The following is a 15,393-nucleotide window of genomic DNA, read 5'->3' on the forward strand; positions in this document are numbered from 1 at the left end:
GCGGCCTACAGTAGATGTGAGTGGCGAGACTATTCTAAATCGTCGGGCAGTTCGTTGAGTTCGTAGAGACCGTGGCCGAGATTCTCGACGTACTCGGCAGCGACGAGCAACTGGAGGCGTTGGTGAACGTACTGGCGACTGTACTCCAGCTCGTCGGCCAACCAACTCGGGTTGCGGACGCCATCCTCTAGGGCGCGGAGGATTCGCTTGTCCGCCCGATTCAGTTCGTGGGTCACGGTGATAGACACGTCTGTCGCCTCAGTATTCACTTTGTCCTTTACTCCTGTAATCTTAACGGTGGCAAATACAACGTAGTTGACGACGTATAGATTTATGGTGATGGAGCCGCTACTCTGTAGTGCGCCCACAGTAGGCCAGCCAAAATGAAGCGACCCACAATCAACCAGCAGTCCGTCAACGTGCGTACCCGACCGGAGGCCAGCAGCTCGGGGACTACCGAAGCCGAATCGCTGTGTAGCCCCAAACCCGTGGGAGACCATTCGAGGGGAAGCGTGCCCACACACGTTCTAATCCCGACGAGCATGGCTGGGGCGACAGGAACAACGGCGAGGGAAAACCGAGAGGTCAACGGCGGCGAGAGCGGCAGCGGAACGCTGCGCGAGCGGCGTGCCATGATCCAGAACGGGCACACTATTCTCTCTGGCAGAAGCTGTTGGTGGGAACCCAACGGCGATGCCAGCGTCCGTGCGGATGGGCGCGGTCGTCGTGGGCAGTGGAGTCTTGGCGGTCGGCATGGGCGTGCGGCCCGAGGCGACAGGGACGCCACTGGGAAGGAACGGAGTCACAGGATGTGCGTGCTGGGCGGAGGCTCATCATGGTCAGACCGCGCGGCCGCCCGAGCCCGTGAGGGAGCGTCACTGCCCTGTGGTGAAGCGACCCAGTTCTCCGAGTTCGAGTCTCGGTCGGGCCACTCGGGTAGCGACCTACCGCCGTAAAATCATGCCAGAAGCAAAAGAAGACGACCTCGTCCCCGTGTTGCTCGTGTCGTACGAAGACGACGCCGACCTCGAAATCAACGAGGACGGCGAACCAACTGTCGAGAACCACGACGACCTCGTGAACAGTGGGCAGACCTACGAGGAGGTTCGTGCGCTAAAACGGAGTTCCGTCGAAGAATACGGACTCGACATCGTGGAACGCGGCGACTCGCTGTGGGACGACCGATTCGAAGACCTCGAAAGCGGCGATTCGTGGCGCGTCGAGGAACTGAGGGAGTAACCTCGGCTGGCGTACCGGGGTTCGATTCCCCGGCGGGGCCTACGGACCATGCCAGAACAAGATACCATCCCGCAGGACGAGGACGGCGAACTCGTCCGCGTGAGCTTCACCGCCGACCTCGACCGCGACCGGCTCGACGAGTGGCTGGCCGCGAACTTCAACGGTGAACACGTCGAGGTCGTTGCTCGGGAGGACGGCGAAATCCTTGAGACGGCGGGCGAGGACCCGACGCCGTTCATCTGTCCGAGCTGCGGCGAAGGGTCGCACGGAATCAGAAGCTCCGGCGACCAGCGCGTCTACTACCACGGCTCCGACGACCCCTGCGAGGTACCACGAGAATGACTTCAGAAGAGTCAACCCAACAGGTGGTCCTGACGCCACCACACCACTTCAGCGAGGCAGAAATCAACGAGCATGGTGAACTCGTACTTGAATTGGATGACAGGCAGCGAGAAACACTCGAAGATACGCTATCACAGATATTCGAGGAATCAACGGCTTACAGTGACGACGACCGTGGCGAGACAGACCACGCCCTAACCGAGGACATAGGAGACATCGTGGAGAGTGGTTTCGATGACTAGCAAGAACGACTACGAATCGGTTGGCTGGGGCGAGTACCTGCTATTCTACCACGACTACTCGATGCTTGCGTGGGCGCTCTGGGGAATACTGAGCCTACTCGTTACAGCGTTCATCATCGTCTCTGGACCACTTGTGGGCACGATCCCCGGGATTCGTGACCGTATTGCTATCGTGCCGCTGCTGATGATGTTCGTGTTCACGTTCTGGATGATTCTGGGAGCTACCATCGGATGGTTCCCGAGGAGATAGTATGAGCGAGACAACCTCCACAACCAAAAAGGTCGAGCGTCACCCGAACGGGAAGATTCCCGCGACGCAGCGGTACATCGACTACGACGGCCAGCTCGTCATCAGGACGCGCTACGCGACGATTCAGCGGTTCAAGGAATCGGGCTGGGACAACCGCCGGAAGGGAGCGCCGTACATCCTGCACTCGGACTACTGCCGGGAGTCGGACACGCTCGGCCCGAAGAACGAGCATCTGGACGCCAACGAGTTCACGGTCTCGTACGTCGATGGCGAGACGGTCAAATTCGAGGTGGTCGGCGATGGAAGTTGAATCGTCGCGGAACCCGATGAACTATGTTATCGCCACGCTGCTGGCCGTTGTCACGGTCGTGCTGAGTCTCGGGACAGCACTCGGGATGAACGTCGCTGACCCGCCGATTGGCCGCGCTCTTGGGGCGGCATGGGCATGGGCAATCGGCGTCGGAACGGGAATGTACTGGATTCCGTGGGTAAAGAGAGCCGTTTCGCCCGGCGGTGAGACTTGACGATGTCCGAATCAACCGAACCTGAAGCAGAAGACGAGGTAGAGTCCATCCGAGAACTGCGTGAGGAGGTGCCCTACGTCTCGCCGCGTCAGGAGTGGCGGAAACGAACGCTCTTCGGGAAGCTGCTGTTCCCGTTCTGGGTCCTGAAGATTATGTTGTTCGCGATTGCGTTCGGAGTCGTGGTCCTGATTTTCGCGGGACCCGAGTTGATAAACCGCGCGTTGGACAGGGTTGCCGACTGGATTGCAGCAAAAATGCCCGATGTATATCGAGAGTCAGAATAATATGATTCAACAAATCCCGTTCGTCAAGAAAGGCGACTTTCATCTACTGCGAGGTGACGACTAGATGATGAGCGCGCTGGCTACCATCGGTTCGGGCGTCTACGTGTACATCGTCGGGATGCTGCTGTCCCTGGTGTTCCTGCTGGCGCTCGGCAACGGCACACGCCAGCTCCCGGACGAGGTCTTCATCATGGCGCTCGTCTGGCCAATCGCCGTGCCGGTCGTCATCGCAGAGCGCGTCTACTACAGGGTGAGTAGTCTACGATGACTACCGCTCACAAAACGACGAACCCGATGCCGTACGTCTTCGGAGGATTCGTGGGCTGGCTCGTCGCGTTCGCGCTGCGCATCGCTGTCGGAGTCTACTACAGCGACACGCTGGCAACCCACCTGTTCGTCGCGCTGGTAAGCATCACCATCGTCGCCATGCTGTTGGCGTTCGTCGTCAGGGAGCCCCTGGGTGAGCAGTGAACATGGCGTACTCGATACAAAAGCTCGGAATCGGGCTCATCACCGTGGCGCTGGTCGGGACAGTTGTGGTAGGCGCAGTGGACCACGCGTCACTGACCGTGGCCGATGGGCTCGTCGCAGCTGCGATGATGGTGGCACCGCTGCCCGTCTTGCTGCTCGTGTTCCGGTTCACCCCACTCGGTGATTGGCTTCGACGCGAAGGCCGTTTCAAGCCGGCAAGTAAACGAGCACTCGATGCGGACGAAGTTCGCGAACGCTACGGGAGCAGCGACGAGTGATCAGACGGGATTCCCCCAGAATCGTCCCTCAAGCCCGTTTGCAGGGCACTTTCGAGGACGCTACCCCTACCCTCGACACCCGAAGAACACGGTTCTACGCACGTGATTCGAGAGAATCGTCGGTTCAGTCGTCGATCTGCGCTTCCAGGTCGCTCAGTCGTTCCTCGAGTTCACTGACTGTGGCTTCCGCGTCGACGTCCGCCTCGTCGACGGCAACGCCGAGGCGTTCGTCTTCTGACTCGCCGTAGAGATAGAGCCGGCGGCGGTCGTCGTCGCTGACCGCGCGGTTCAGCGTCGAGCCGGGGACGCGGTACTCGTCGGCGACCGCGTTCACGCTCTGCTCTCCGAACAGCGCTTCCTCGATGGCGAGCTGCATCCGGATGTACTCGTCAGGCTGCACACGGAGGTAGCCCTCGTCGTCGGTCTCGAAACCGTACGGCGGCCGGCCGACCCACTTGCCGGCGTCGATGGCGTTCTGGACGCCGCTGCGGACGCGCTCGCGCGTCATCTCGCGTTCGAACTCCATCATCCACGCCGAGAACTTCGCCATCAGTTCGTCCCAGATATCGTCTTCACCGCCCCCGCGGAGGTTCGGAAACATGTCGTTGATGGTTTCCAGCGCGACGCCGTGCTCGGCGCACGTCTCCATGAACTCCGCTGCGGTCGACAGGCGTCGCGAAAGCCGACTCATCTCGTACGCGACCACGCGGTCGACCTCCCCGGCCTCGACGGCACTCCAGAGCGCCTGGAAGTCCTCGCGGTTGTCCTTCGCGCCGCTCGCGATGTCCGCGTACGCCTGCACGTCGTCGAGCGGGACGTCCAGGTACTCCCGAATCTCTTCGACCTGCCGGTCCGGGTCCTGCTTGTCCGTGCTGACGCGAACGTAGTAGGCGGTGCTACTCATACGACGGTTCCTCGTCGGGGATGTCGTGAGAGACCGACACGTACTCACCGAGGTCAGGAAGACTCGCGCTGCTCAGGAGACGGACGTTCTGAGCTTCAGTTGCAGCGAGGGAGTCTTTAGCTAATCCTTCGGCCTCAACGAGCGCACCGATTACCTCTTCGACGGTACATCCATCCCAGAGTTCAGTTTCCCAGTCCACGTCGTCGGAGATCTCGTCTGCTTCGTGGAGCGACTGGAGTACGTAGCCGAGTCGGTCAGTCGAGTCACCCTGCAGTTTGTCGCGCTTCGATTCGGTCAAATCGAGGGAATCGGTCATAGTTCTGGAAACGCACGCCGGGTACTTAATATTCGGGCGTTCTCGGGAGGATGACCAGAACAGTTGATTCTGGGCAACCGGCAGGCGTAGAAAGCACTTACCGAAAGCGTCCGTGAGAACAACTGGCGCGGTCGCGTCCTAACGGACCCCGGCGCTGGAACGCCGGAGCACCGCGCTGTCTGGGATGACAGCACAATTGGCTACGCGAGGCGAATGTGGTCCTCGCCCGTGTCGTACGCCTGCCCTTCGCGCTTCAGCTTCTCGATTGTCTGCTCAACCTTCGACTGCGACAGGTCCTGTGCCTCCTCGCACGTTAACACGACCTCCTCTATCGGTGCGCCCCGCTTGAACTCGTCCTCCAGCGACTGGATTACTGACTTGACCGTCTCCATCCGTTTGCGCTGTGAGGTTGTCTGGCCGGTTTCGACCATGTCGGCATCGTAGTCGCCGGTCTCCGGGTCGATGCCAATGTCTTCGAGGCACGACCGAACGAGGGAGATCGCTCGCTCGACGTCCTCCACGGTTGCATCGTCGCTCAACCGGATTCGTGCCGACGCCTCCGCGAGCCGGTGAATCGCCTCGACCTTCCTTGCGGTGACCGGGACGGGATCGTCTTCGTCGACACCCTGCGAACGCAGCTCAACGTAGAACTCCTCAACGCGTTCGAGCGCCTCGTCGGTCAGAACGGGAATGGCGTTCTGCCGCGCGTACGCGACATACGCCTTCAGCACTTCCTCGTCGATCACCGGTTCGACAGCCTCGCGCTCTTCGGCCGATACGGTATCGTCGCGTTCCAGCTTTGCGCCGACCTGAGCGGCCTCGTTCATCGCGTTCACGATCGCCGCGTCATCTTCTCGGTCTGGTTCGTCTGTGACGATGAAGATCAAGTCGAATCGCGACACCATCGCAGGGTCAAGGTCAATCTGTTCCGAGATGGGCGCGTAGGGGTCGAAGCGACCTTGACTCGGGTTAGCTGCAGCGAGTACGCGCGTCCTTGCGGGTAGCGTGGCGGAAATACCGGCTTTCGCGACCGAGATTTGTTGCTTGGAAAGCGCCTCGAAGAGGCTGCTACGGTCGTCGTCTTCCATCTTGTCGAATTCGTCGATCCCCGCGACGCCCTTGTGCGCGCGGACAACAGCGCCGCCTTCGATACTCCAGCCGCCACCCCCGAACTCGTCGCGGACGGCTGCAGCCGTCAGGCCGGCGCCGCTTGCGGATTTCCCGGACGTGTAGACACCGCGAGGCACGATGTCGGTGACGTACTCGACGAGCCCGGACTTGTTCGTGCCGGGGTCGCCGACCAGAAGGATGTGAGAGTCACCGCGCGTGCGGCTGCCGTCAGGGAGTTCCTTCGGGACACCGGAGAACATCTGGAGCGCGAGTGCGAGCTTGATGTCCTCGTCGCCTTCGTGACTCGGCATCAGACTGCCGACAATCTGCTCGTGCGGATTCTCACTCTCCGCAATCGCCTTAATCTCGTCTTCGTACTCGCCGACCTCGATGTCTTCCCAGTCGGTCTCCTGGCGTTCCAGGTGCTCCGCTTCCGCGCGCCACTCACCGAGCGGTCCGTCGCTATCGTCCGACGGCGGGCCTATCGACAGGCGAGCGGACACAGAGACGCGGTCACCGACCTCCGCACTCTCGACGACCTCGTCCTCGAGCTGCACGTCGAGATGTTCTCCAGTCCCACCAGCGGCCTTCTCGGGCGGCATCTGTACGCGTACAAGCTGGTGGTTCACCTTGTCCGACGCTGCCGCGTCGAGTTTGAACGGACCCTGCCGCTCACACGACTTGCACTGATGTGGCTCCTGAAACGCCTGCTTTCCCTGTGGCACTTCAGTTACCGCACCACAGCGCTGGCATTCGAAGACGCCCGTTTTGAACAACGGACGAACCTGCGTTTTCTTCGTCAACTGGCCTTGAATACGCCGAACCGTCCCGTGGTCGTGTTCCGCGTCGAAGTTACCGATCTCCCGCTGCTCTTCATCTGGAAGATTCGTCAGATGAACGTTCGGTGACCACGAGATAGCACCGGCAGCAGGATGGTTCTCAACGGCCTCTTCCGCAGCGTCACGAATCTTCGCGGGGTGCTCCAACCAGTCTTCTGCCAAGTCCGGATCGTACGCCCACAGGTCGTCGTAGTCTACCTCGAGCGCGTCGATGTCCCGATGAGCATTCGCGTACTCCAAAACGGAGAGACGACCGTGCTCACGGTCGTCGTGATACTTGCGGAAGAACTCCTCGAAGGACTCTACGACTTCCGGGGGAGCTGACGAAACCGATTGGGGAGTGCTCATTCCCGCCCACCTCCGTTAAGATGATTAATAGCGGAATCAGCCGCATTTACAGCGCTCTGAACCGCCTTCGGAGTGTTCGGAGTGGATGTACTTGTGAGTAGTCGATGGTTGCTTGCGTCGGGTGCCATGGTGGAATCTCTCAGTTAGGTCGTGGTGGGTTCGGTTTCGGACGTGGTTTCAGCGGTGCCTGCGCCCTTCTCGTTTTTAATCTCGTTAACGGCCTGCTCTTCGTCTAACTCGGCGAGGTTCACGTACACAGCATCAACCTCACGTCCCTCCCGTGTCGTCGTCATCTCGCCGAAGCCAGTCGCTTCCTGGACATCGTCCATCGCCGTGTACGCCTGCGGGTCATGGACGTTGTCGTGGCCGAGCGTGGCCAGCGTCTCCTTGACTTCCTTGTAGTACTTCGCGACGCGGCCGTCGGGTTTCTGCTCGGCCTGCCGAATCATGGCCCGAGCAAGATCGACAGCACGCTTCTGGGGCGTACTCTGTTCGTCCTCGGCGAGCCCGTCGAGTGTCTCCAGCTTGTGCTCGAGGCTGGCAACGGTGGCCTCAAGGTCGTTGATGCGTTCGTTTTTCTCGTCGAGGGCGTCTTCGAGCTCGTCAAGACGAGGAATGACATGCTCCTTGACGTAGCTCTGGTACCCCTCGACGGCGTCGAGGCGTGCGTCGTGGTCTTCGATGACCTCGGTCGGTTCTTTTCCGTCGTTCATGCGTTGTGTGGGCCGGATGGCCCGAGGCCCGCCCACGGAATCGAACCGTGGTACGCCAACGCGGGTAGGGAAGTTTGGCTGAATCAGGACCGCTCTCAATATGTGGATTCCCTAAGAGTGGCGCTGATATCCGCCATTCTGTATGGTCCCATGGCTGGGTGCGCTCGCGGAGCAATCTGGACGTACCTATGAGCGCCTGAAGCGGCTAAATTCTGTAGAATAACGTACTTCGAAGTAGGGTCTTTATCGTCTGAAAGAGTTCTACAGAGGCGGGAATTGTAGTACTGTTTGACCGCATTAATATACAATTAGGGCCACTTGGCAGGATATATAATTTCGAGTGCTGGCACCTTACTCATTGATATAGTTCTAGTCGTCGAGGTCGATGTTCGCTGTAGCTGTACGCTCGGCCTCGATTGTTCCCACTGTGGTCACCGCAATCCGTCGCGTCGCCGAGAGAATCGCAGTTCGATAGCGACGGTATGGATTGGCGAACGCCCTCACAATCCGGCCTGTTCGCGCTCGCCGTCGACTGAGCGGCCGACGTCGCTGGCGGTTCCTCGTGGCCGAGAAGGATGGCGTCGACGCTCGTCCACAGTGCCCGAGTCCAGTCTCACAGCCGACTTCGTGGCTGGCGGACCAGCAGCGACTCGCTCGCTACCACTGGGTACAGCGAGGACGCCTCAGGACGACTACGGTTTCCTGTGGCGTCGCACCCGCTTTTACGCTGTTGAGAGATGTAGAGACGAGCCCGGAAGAGCGCCCGTACGTCTGGACCAACCACGGCGAATCGACTACTGAACAAGAATCGGTGCGTGTTCGTCGACGCGAGAGCGACAGCCCTCGACTCGCCGCGCTTAGTCATTCGATAAGTCGCCCCTCGTATTTCGGAAGAACTCCACGCTGAAAGCGCAGGACGGCCCTGGGCTGACCGGAGCGTCGAATCGTCCTGATGTCCGGATGTATCCGCACATCGGTGGACTGCGCCCCGGGTTCAGCAGTCTGCTGTGCTCCGGCTAGTGCTGTGGGTCCGATTCCTCGACGCGACTCGTATTCGCTTCTCTTGGCTCTCTACGAGAATTCCGTCACGACTACTCAGGAAGAGAATTCGACGCCACTGTCTCGGTGGCCGTACAGTACTGGCTACTGTATCGAAGATAACGTTCTCACCGTCGTCGCTGGCACATCACGTAGAACGAATAAACTCTATTCCACTATATCAATATATTCGGTCGAACTTCCTCACGCAGGGGCCGAAACACGGGGACCGTCAAATGCGGCGAGAAGATGACCCGACTGGTGGCTCGGTGCGACGTAGAAGCGATGGAACGCTAGTACAGTCCCTCGAATCGCGCGAAACGCTCCCAGCGTGGGTGGTCTACGCCGGTCGGATTGCCCTCGCGTACGAGTCGTATTACTTATCTGGAGTATTCGCATCACCTCCACTGATACACCCGAATTCGTTGGATTCATCCGTCTCGTACGGCGGTTAGCAGACAAATGAGAACGCACGACGACGTTCGAGTGTCTCGGACCTATCGAGAACAGAGGCAGTTCGGAGCGGACTGATGGCGTCGGTGGTTCTCGTTCTCGCGGTCGCACTCGTGGCGGCCCTGTTCATGTCGTTCACCGTCGGCGCGAACAGTAACTCCGCGCCGGTGGCGCCCGCCGTCGGGGCGAACGCCCTCTCGGTGCTGCGGGCGGCGCTGTTGGTCGGCATCGTGGCGGGACTGGGCGCGATTCTTCAGGGCGGCAGCATCTCCGAGACCATCGGGAAGGACCTCGTCACCGGCGTGACGATTACGCCGCTGGCGGCGGCGGTGGCGCTGCTGACCGCTGCGACGCTCATCACCGTCGGGAACACGTACGGCTATCCGATTCCGTCGGCGTTCACCGTCACCGGGGCGATGGTCGGCGCGGGAATCGCGCTCGGTGGCGGATTTGCCGTCCACGAGTACGCCGTCATTCTCGGGTTCTGGTTCGCCATTCCCCTCGTGGAGGGCGTCATGGCGTACGGCCTCGCGCGCGGCCTCCGGAGCGACGCCATCCCCGAGAATGTGGGGATTCCGCTGCTCGGCGGCACAGTCGGGTACGCGCTGGCGAACATCCAACTCACGGTCATCCCGACGGCGAGTGGCGCGCAGGGCTCGGTCGCCCGGTACGTCGCCACCACCTATGGGTTGCTGCCCACCTCGCTCGGCGGTTCCTACACGCTCGGGATGGTGGCAGTGAGCGTCGGCGGCGGCGTCGCCGCACTGGTCGCGACTCGACTGTTACTGCGGCGGGACGAAAATGCGGGCATCAACCAGTTCCTCGTCGCGTTGGGGCTGGTCGTCGTGTTCACGAGCGGCGGCTCTCAGGTCGGCCTCGCGACCGGGCCGCTCGAAGCCGTCTTCGAGACGAACCTCCAACTCCCCTCGATGTACTTGCTCGCGCTCGGGGGCGGTGGGATTCTGCTGGGGGCGTGGATTCGGGGGCCGCGCCTCGTTCAGGCGGTCTCCAACGAGTACGCCTCACTCGGCCCGCGGCGCTCGATTGCGGCCCTGATTCCAGCGTTCCTGATAGCGCAGCTCGCAATCGTGTTGGGCATCCCCATCTCGTTCAACAAGGTGATGATCGCGAGCATCGTCGGTAGCGGGCTCGCCGCGAGTTCGTCCGGCGGGAACGGCGTCTCCAAGCGGAAGGTCGGTGTCACCATCGGGTCGTGGGTCGGGTCGATGTTCGGAGCGGCGCTCATCAGCTACGGTCTCTACCGCCTGCTGAGCGCGCTTTCTGTCGCGGGGTAGTCAGGAGACCAGTCGGTCGAGAATCTCTTCTTCGGCGGCTCCGGTCTTCATCTCCTCCCACGTCTGGAAGTCGGTGTTCGCGGCGACGTACTCGTCGAGTTGCTCGCGGGAGACGTCCTGCACGTCGCCGAAGTCTTCGAGCGTCCACGGGCTCTGCGCGCAGAACGCGCCGAACGAGTCGAACTCGGTGTGGTCGCGCATGAACTGCTGTGAGAAGAACGTGTCCGAGTCGACGTGCGTCCCCGCTTGCAGTTCGCCGATGCGGTGGAGCGCGTCCCCGACTTTCGCTTCGAGTTCCTCCAGCCCAGCGACCTGCAGGTCCATAGCGGAAGCGGCGCCTCGAAGCCGGTAAAACCAACGGCTGATGACTGCGCGGAGTCACTGTGAGACGGGAAGCAAGTGGCGCGAAGTGTGGCTACTTGTGGTGCCATTGGGCGAGCGTTGATTTGGTCGGGCAGTGGCGCTGCTGGTCACGAAGCGGGCGCGCAGCCGTTCGAGCGTTGCCGCGGCTAACGACGCCTTCGGAGTCGAACGTATTCGGCATTCGTCTCGTTTTCGGCCTGACAAGTGGGCGTTCAAACTCCTTAATGTGGTAGTACCCATCCTAATATTGGTCGAACAGTAGGCCGAACACGGTATTATCGTGTAAACGTAAACGCCTAGCTTAATGTAGTTGGTAGTGGTCGATTTTCGCGTATCGATGTGCTCTCACATCAAGGATAACGCGGAATCAGTGGACAGTCGGATTAGTATGAGTGGGTTTGCTGGACGTTCGGGTGACACGGAGGGTGCGGAATGGCGCTAATACGGATGACCAAGTTCCGGACGCTGTTGCTCGCGACCATCGGGTTCAACTTCTCGTTTCTCATCTGGTTCTCGTTCGCGCCGTTCACGGAGCCGATGGCCAGCGAGTTCGGGCTGTCGCTGGCGGAAATCGGGCTACTCGCGAGCGCGAACATCTGGCTGGCGCCGTTCGGCCGCGCGCTGACCGGCTGGCTCTCGGACAAGTTCGGCGCGCCGTCGGTGTTCGCCATCGTGTTGGGGTACGTCGGCGTGTTCTCCATGGCGTCGGCGTTCGCGCAGTCCTACGGCGTGTTTTTCGTCGAGCGCCTCATCGTCGCGACAGCCGGCATCACGTTCGTCGTCGGCATCCAGCACGTCGCGGAGTGGTTCGAAGAGGAGAACCTCGGACTCGCTGAGGGCATCTACGCAGGTGTCGGAAACGCCGGCGCCGCGGGGGGCGCGCTCATCCTCCCGCGCGTGTTCGGAACGAACTGGAACGGCCCGCTGTTCTCGACGAACTGGCGGGCGGCGTTCTTCTACACGGGCGTCGTCTCCATTCTGCTCGGCGTCACGTACTTCACGCTCGGGGAGGCCGCCAAGACCGAGGAGAAGCGGCAGGCGACCAAGGAGAGCGCGAGCTTCTCGGGGTGGATACATACCGCCACGCGGTACGGGACGCTCGTCCTCGCGCTCGCGTACGTGATGACGTTCGGCCTCGAACTGTCGATGAACGGCTGGTTGGCGACCTACTACCGCGAGGGCTTCGGCACGAACAACCTCGTGCTCGCGAGCACGTTCGCGGCGACGTTCTCCATCGCGGCAGGCCTGCTACGGCCTATCGGCGGCTACGTCAGCGACCGGCTGGCGCGCGCCGAACGCAACATCCTCCCGTTCTTCACCGGGCACTACCGCGAGCAGTGGACGTTCGCGTCGATGACGTTCGTCGTCGTGGCGATGGTCGGGATGACGCTCGCCGGGCTGTCCGGTGAGGTGTTGCTCGCGGTGGGCGCGGGCTTCCTCGTCGGGATGGGGTGTGCGTTCGCGGAGGGCGCCATCTTCGCGCAGGTGCCGGCGATGTTCCCGAACAGCTCGGGGGCGGTCGCTGGCGTCGTCGGCGGCGTCGGCACCATCGGCGGCATCGTCTACCCGCTCGTGTACTCCGCGCAGTTCATGCCGAACCTCCACGTGGGCTACGCGGTGGTCGCGGCGTCGATGGTGCCCATTCTCGCGCTGACCGCGTGGGTGTTCCAGCCGAGAATCGCGAGCGTCGCCAACGAGGCCGGCTTCGGCGACTCGACGTCGTCGGCGGTCGAGGCGCCGGGTGACGACTGATGCGCACGGGGCTGGTGCTCGCGGGCGGCCGCTCGACGCGTTTCGGTGACGCGGACAAGTCCGTCGCGAGCGTCGACGGCACGCCGATGGTGCGCCGCGTCGCCGACCGGCTCGCGGTGCTCACCGACGAACTCGTGGTGAACTGCCGGGACGACCAGCGTAATGCGTTAGCGGACGCCCTCGAGGGCCTCGACTACCGGCTGGCGGTCGACCCGGTTCCGGACGAAGGCCCCGTCGCGGGACTTCGGACCGGCCTCCGGGTCGCGCGCGGCGACGCGGTTGCGGTCGCCGCCTGCGACATGCCACACGCCGACACCGAGTTGTTCGAGCGGTTGTTCGAGCGCGCAGGCACCGCTGCGGTCCCGCGAGCGGACGGCCACGTACAGCCGCTGCACGCGGTCTACGACCGGCACGCGGCGCGGTTCGCCTGCGACCGGACACTCGCAAATGGGTCCCGTCGGGTGGCCGATGCGCTCGCGCGCCTCGACCCAGTGGTGGTCGACGTCGAGTCGACGGCACCGTTCACGAATGTCAATACGAGAAGAGATTTAGTGGGCGTTCGTGACTCTATCCTCGGGTAGCTGGCAAGTATATCTGTATAAGGTCCTTTAACTTCTGACGTTCGTCTGCATATACGTATTGTAATGGCCGAATTTCAACGCTGAACTTTATTACTTAGACGTGAGTCTCGTTTATCTGTATCAGACACGACGGTCGTCCGGGTATTTCCGGAAAATAAGCACGAACACAAACCACGATGGCGCACAAGAAAGAGGAGTGGAAGGACGAGCAGTACGGTGACGAAGTCAGAGAGCAACTCGAAGCGTTCGCCGAGCGCGGGTGGGACGCGATTCCCGAGGAGGAACACGACAAGTGGTTCTCCCGGTTCAAGTTCTGGGGCGTCTTCCACCAGCGCGGCGGGCAGGAGAGCTACTTCATGATGCGTCTGACCAACTGCGGCGGCGTCCTCGAACCCGACCAACTGCGGGCCATCGGCGAGGTCGCTCGCGACTACGCGCACGGGCCCGCCGAGAACCCCGAGTTCGGCAACGGCTGGCTCGACTTCACGACGCGCCAGTCCATCCAACTGCACTGGCTGAAACTCGAAGACATCCCCGAAATCTGGGAGAAGCTCGAATCGGTCGGCGTCTCCTCGCGCTCGGCGGGCGGCGACACGATGCGCAACATCTCCGGGTGTCCGGTCGCCGGGAAGGCCGACGAGTACGTCGAGAGCCGCGACCTCCTCGACGAGATTCAGGAGGGCATTCGCGGGGACGACGACCTCGCGAACATGCCCCGGAAGTTCAACATCTCGGTGACGGGCTGCCGGCAGGGCTGCGCGCAGGACGCGCTCAACGACATCGGCCTCGAACCCGCGCACAAGCTAATCGACACCGATGAGCAGAGCTCATCGAGCAACCGGGAATCGGAGATTCCCGGTGACGGCGAGGAGGTTCGCGGGTTCAACGTCCGCGTCGGCGGCGGCCTCGGCGGCCGCGAACCGCGCCGCGCTCGCCCGCTCGACCTCTTCGTGACGCGCGAGCAGGCCTACGACACGGTGCGCGCGTTCGTCGAACTGTACCACGAGGAGGGCAACCGCGAGAACCGCTCGAAGAACCGCGGGCGCTTCTTCGTCGACGACTGGGGCACCGACGAGATTCGGGACGCGCTCGACGACCGCCTCGACTTCGAGTTCGAGTCGGCGGGCACGGACTTCCGCGGCGAGTACACGTACAACGCCGGCAAGCCAAGCGAGCGCGGCGCCCACGACCACGTCGGCGTCTACGACCAGAAGGACGGGAAGAACTACGTCGGCCTCAACGTCGCGCTCGGTCGGCTGCGCGCCGACGAAGCCATCGAACTCGCGGACCTCGCCGACGAGTACGGCAGCGGCGAAGTCCGGCTGACGCGCCGGCAAAACCCAATCGTCACGGACGTGCCCGACGACGCGCTCGACGACTTACTCGCGGAGCCGCTGCTGGGCAAACACGAGCCCGAACCCAACCCCTTCGAGCAGGGCGCGATGGCGTGTACGGGCACGGAGTTCTGCTCGCTCGCGCTCACGGAGACGAAAGCGCGGATGGCGCGCTTGCTGCGCTGGCTCGGTGACAACGTCGAGGTGCCAGACGACGTCGACCGCATCAAGATGCACTTCTCGGGCTGCACCGCGGACTGCGGGCAGGCGATGACCGCGGACATCGGCTTGCAGGGGATGCGCGCTCGGAAGGACGGCGAGATGGTCGAAGCCGTCGACGTCGGCGTCGGCGGCGGCGTCGGCGAGGAGCCGACGTTCATCGACTGGGTGCGCCAGCGCGTTCCCGCGGACGAACTTCCGGGGATGATTGCGAACCTCGTGCGGGCGTACGCTGCGCTCCGCGAGGACGGCCAGACGTTCCGCGAGTGGGTGGAGGCGACTGGCCACGAGACCATCGTCGAACTCGCGGAACCCGAGGAGGTCGAAGGGTACACCGACCCCTGCCTCTACGACGCCAAGCAGTCGTGGTACCCGTTCGAGGACGGGGACAGTCCGGCGCCGACCGCCGCAGACGGCACGCCGCTGGCCACCGAGAGCGATGATTGACGACGCGACGGCCTCGACGGCACCGATGGACGTTGCGCCCGAGCTGTTCGC

General features: G+C 62.3%; 20 protein-coding genes. 14 read left to right on the forward strand and 6 right to left on the reverse strand.

Annotated features, from left to right (window positions below):
* Window positions 1–29 precede the first annotated feature (29 nt).
* Window positions 30–269, reverse strand: a complete 240-nt coding sequence (locus AVZ66_RS05075) for a helix-turn-helix domain-containing protein (RefSeq protein ID WP_231727076.1) — start codon at window positions 267–269, stop codon at window positions 30–32.
* Between the two features lie 691 nt (window positions 270–960).
* Between AVZ66_RS05075 and AVZ66_RS05080 the strand changes: the two genes are divergently transcribed.
* The 10 genes from AVZ66_RS05080 (at window position 961) to AVZ66_RS05120 (ending at window position 3,630) form a co-directional block, all read left to right on the forward strand.
* Window positions 961–1,239 carry a hypothetical protein gene (locus tag AVZ66_RS05080; protein WP_058982423.1) on the forward strand — a complete coding sequence of 93 codons (279 nt, stop codon included), beginning with the start codon at window positions 961–963 and terminating at the stop codon, window positions 1,237–1,239.
* 48 nt (window positions 1,240–1,287) lie between these two features.
* Window positions 1,288–1,581: a hypothetical protein gene (locus tag AVZ66_RS05085; protein WP_058982425.1), complete on the forward strand. Its 294-nt coding sequence runs from the start codon at window positions 1,288–1,290 to the stop codon at window positions 1,579–1,581.
* The gene (locus AVZ66_RS05090; protein ID WP_157575612.1) at window positions 1,578–1,823 is read left to right on the forward strand and encodes a hypothetical protein; all 246 of its coding nucleotides are present in this window, start codon (window positions 1,578–1,580) and stop codon (window positions 1,821–1,823) included. The genes AVZ66_RS05085 and AVZ66_RS05090 overlap by 4 nt, the downstream gene beginning before the upstream one ends.
* Entirely contained in the window at window positions 1,816–2,073 is a 258-nt protein-coding gene (locus AVZ66_RS05095) for a hypothetical protein (protein ID WP_058982429.1), read from the forward strand. The genes AVZ66_RS05090 and AVZ66_RS05095 overlap by 8 nt, the downstream gene beginning before the upstream one ends.
* Window position 2,074: 1 nt before the next feature.
* On the forward strand, window positions 2,075–2,383 hold the full coding sequence (locus AVZ66_RS05100) for a hypothetical protein (RefSeq protein WP_058982431.1): 309 nt from the start codon (window positions 2,075–2,077) through the stop codon (window positions 2,381–2,383).
* On the forward strand, window positions 2,373–2,597 hold the full coding sequence (locus AVZ66_RS05105; RefSeq protein WP_157575613.1) for a hypothetical protein: 225 nt from the start codon (window positions 2,373–2,375) through the stop codon (window positions 2,595–2,597). The genes AVZ66_RS05100 and AVZ66_RS05105 overlap by 11 nt, the downstream gene beginning before the upstream one ends.
* A 2-nt stretch (window positions 2,598–2,599) precedes the next feature.
* Window positions 2,600–2,881: a hypothetical protein gene (locus tag AVZ66_RS05110; protein ID WP_058982436.1), complete on the forward strand. Its 282-nt coding sequence runs from the start codon at window positions 2,600–2,602 to the stop codon at window positions 2,879–2,881.
* A 64-nt stretch (window positions 2,882–2,945) separates the two neighbouring features.
* Complete coding sequence (locus AVZ66_RS05115) at window positions 2,946–3,149, forward strand: hypothetical protein (protein WP_058982438.1); 204 nt, start codon at window positions 2,946–2,948, stop codon at window positions 3,147–3,149.
* 26 nt (window positions 3,150–3,175) lie between these two features.
* Window positions 3,176–3,352 carry a hypothetical protein gene (locus AVZ66_RS16160; protein ID WP_157575614.1) on the forward strand — a complete coding sequence of 59 codons (177 nt, stop codon included), beginning with the start codon at window positions 3,176–3,178 and terminating at the stop codon, window positions 3,350–3,352.
* Window positions 3,353–3,354: 2 nt separating this feature from the next.
* Window positions 3,355–3,630 (forward strand): hypothetical protein, encoded by a 276-nt coding sequence (locus tag AVZ66_RS05120; protein ID WP_058982439.1) that lies wholly within the window; start codon window positions 3,355–3,357, stop codon window positions 3,628–3,630.
* A gap of 124 nt (window positions 3,631–3,754) precedes the next feature.
* Here the strand turns inward: AVZ66_RS05120 and AVZ66_RS05125 are convergent, their stop codons facing one another.
* The 4 genes from AVZ66_RS05125 to AVZ66_RS05140 form a co-directional block, all read right to left on the reverse strand.
* Window positions 3,755–4,534: a recombinase family protein gene (locus tag AVZ66_RS05125; protein ID WP_058982440.1), complete on the reverse strand. Its 780-nt coding sequence runs from the start codon at window positions 4,532–4,534 to the stop codon at window positions 3,755–3,757.
* A complete protein-coding gene (locus AVZ66_RS05130; protein WP_058982441.1) occupies window positions 4,527–4,850 on the reverse strand; it encodes a hypothetical protein in 324 nt (107 codons plus the stop codon). The genes AVZ66_RS05125 and AVZ66_RS05130 overlap by 8 nt, the downstream gene beginning before the upstream one ends.
* A gap of 200 nt (window positions 4,851–5,050) precedes the next feature.
* Window positions 5,051–7,147, reverse strand: coding sequence for a minichromosome maintenance protein MCM (locus tag AVZ66_RS05135; RefSeq protein WP_058982444.1), 2,097 nt, complete (start codon window positions 7,145–7,147; stop codon window positions 5,051–5,053).
* Between the two features lie 143 nt (window positions 7,148–7,290).
* Window positions 7,291–7,860, reverse strand: a complete 570-nt coding sequence (locus tag AVZ66_RS05140; RefSeq protein ID WP_058982446.1) for a hypothetical protein — start codon at window positions 7,858–7,860, stop codon at window positions 7,291–7,293.
* Between the two features lie 1,568 nt (window positions 7,861–9,428).
* Here AVZ66_RS05140 and AVZ66_RS05145 point away from each other — a divergent pair.
* Window positions 9,429–10,646 (forward strand): inorganic phosphate transporter, encoded by a 1,218-nt coding sequence (locus AVZ66_RS05145; protein WP_058982448.1) that lies wholly within the window; start codon window positions 9,429–9,431, stop codon window positions 10,644–10,646.
* On the opposite strand, the gene AVZ66_RS05150 is transcribed toward AVZ66_RS05145, so the two are convergent.
* Window positions 10,647–10,970, reverse strand: a complete 324-nt coding sequence (locus AVZ66_RS05150; RefSeq protein WP_058982450.1) for a hypothetical protein — start codon at window positions 10,968–10,970, stop codon at window positions 10,647–10,649.
* Between the two features lie 471 nt (window positions 10,971–11,441).
* On the opposite strand from AVZ66_RS05150, the gene AVZ66_RS05155 reads away from it, so the two are divergent.
* From AVZ66_RS05155 to AVZ66_RS05165, 3 genes are all read left to right on the forward strand, one after another.
* Window positions 11,442–12,761, forward strand: a complete 1,320-nt coding sequence (locus AVZ66_RS05155; RefSeq protein ID WP_058982452.1) for an MFS transporter — start codon at window positions 11,442–11,444, stop codon at window positions 12,759–12,761.
* A complete protein-coding gene (locus AVZ66_RS05160) occupies window positions 12,761–13,342 on the forward strand; it encodes a molybdenum cofactor guanylyltransferase (protein WP_058982454.1) in 582 nt (193 codons plus the stop codon). The genes AVZ66_RS05155 and AVZ66_RS05160 overlap by 1 nt, the downstream gene beginning before the upstream one ends.
* A 176-nt stretch (window positions 13,343–13,518) precedes the next feature.
* Window positions 13,519–15,342 carry a nitrite/sulfite reductase gene (locus AVZ66_RS05165; protein ID WP_058982455.1) on the forward strand — a complete coding sequence of 608 codons (1,824 nt, stop codon included), beginning with the start codon at window positions 13,519–13,521 and terminating at the stop codon, window positions 15,340–15,342.
* Window positions 15,343–15,393: the final 51 nt, after the last annotated feature.

Source organism: Halobacterium sp. CBA1132 (genome assembly GCF_001485535.1).
Classification (GTDB): Archaea; Halobacteriota; Halobacteria; order Halobacteriales; family Halobacteriaceae; genus Halobacterium.

Coding starts and splice junctions, on each gene's coding strand:
- AVZ66_RS05080 (WP_058982423.1), top strand. CDS start 961: ATGCCAGAAGCAAAAGAAGACGACCTCGTCCCCGTGTTGCTCGTGTCG.
- AVZ66_RS05085 (WP_058982425.1), top strand. CDS start 1,288: ATGCCAGAACAAGATACCATCCCGCAGGACGAGGACGGCGAACTCGTC.
- AVZ66_RS05090 (WP_157575612.1), top strand. CDS start 1,578: ATGACTTCAGAAGAGTCAACCCAACAGGTGGTCCTGACGCCACCACAC.
- AVZ66_RS05095 (WP_058982429.1), top strand. CDS start 1,816: ATGACTAGCAAGAACGACTACGAATCGGTTGGCTGGGGCGAGTACCTG.
- AVZ66_RS05100 (WP_058982431.1), top strand. CDS start 2,075: ATGAGCGAGACAACCTCCACAACCAAAAAGGTCGAGCGTCACCCGAAC.
- AVZ66_RS05105 (WP_157575613.1), top strand. CDS start 2,373: ATGGAAGTTGAATCGTCGCGGAACCCGATGAACTATGTTATCGCCACG.
- AVZ66_RS05110 (WP_058982436.1), top strand. CDS start 2,600: ATGTCCGAATCAACCGAACCTGAAGCAGAAGACGAGGTAGAGTCCATC.
- AVZ66_RS05115 (WP_058982438.1), top strand. CDS start 2,946: ATGATGAGCGCGCTGGCTACCATCGGTTCGGGCGTCTACGTGTACATC.
- AVZ66_RS16160 (WP_157575614.1), top strand. CDS start 3,176: ATGCCGTACGTCTTCGGAGGATTCGTGGGCTGGCTCGTCGCGTTCGCG.
- AVZ66_RS05120 (WP_058982439.1), top strand. CDS start 3,355: ATGGCGTACTCGATACAAAAGCTCGGAATCGGGCTCATCACCGTGGCG.
- AVZ66_RS05125 (WP_058982440.1), bottom strand. CDS start 4,534: ATGAGTAGCACCGCCTACTACGTTCGCGTCAGCACGGACAAGCAGGAC.
- AVZ66_RS05130 (WP_058982441.1), bottom strand. CDS start 4,850: ATGACCGATTCCCTCGATTTGACCGAATCGAAGCGCGACAAACTGCAG.
- AVZ66_RS05135 (WP_058982444.1), bottom strand. CDS start 7,147: ATGAGCACTCCCCAATCGGTTTCGTCAGCTCCCCCGGAAGTCGTAGAG.
- AVZ66_RS05140 (WP_058982446.1), bottom strand. CDS start 7,860: ATGAACGACGGAAAAGAACCGACCGAGGTCATCGAAGACCACGACGCA.
- AVZ66_RS05145 (WP_058982448.1), top strand. CDS start 9,429: ATGGCGTCGGTGGTTCTCGTTCTCGCGGTCGCACTCGTGGCGGCCCTG.
- AVZ66_RS05150 (WP_058982450.1), bottom strand. CDS start 10,970: ATGGACCTGCAGGTCGCTGGGCTGGAGGAACTCGAAGCGAAAGTCGGG.
- AVZ66_RS05155 (WP_058982452.1), top strand. CDS start 11,442: ATGGCGCTAATACGGATGACCAAGTTCCGGACGCTGTTGCTCGCGACC.
- AVZ66_RS05160 (WP_058982454.1), top strand. CDS start 12,761: ATGCGCACGGGGCTGGTGCTCGCGGGCGGCCGCTCGACGCGTTTCGGT.
- AVZ66_RS05165 (WP_058982455.1), top strand. CDS start 13,519: ATGGCGCACAAGAAAGAGGAGTGGAAGGACGAGCAGTACGGTGACGAA.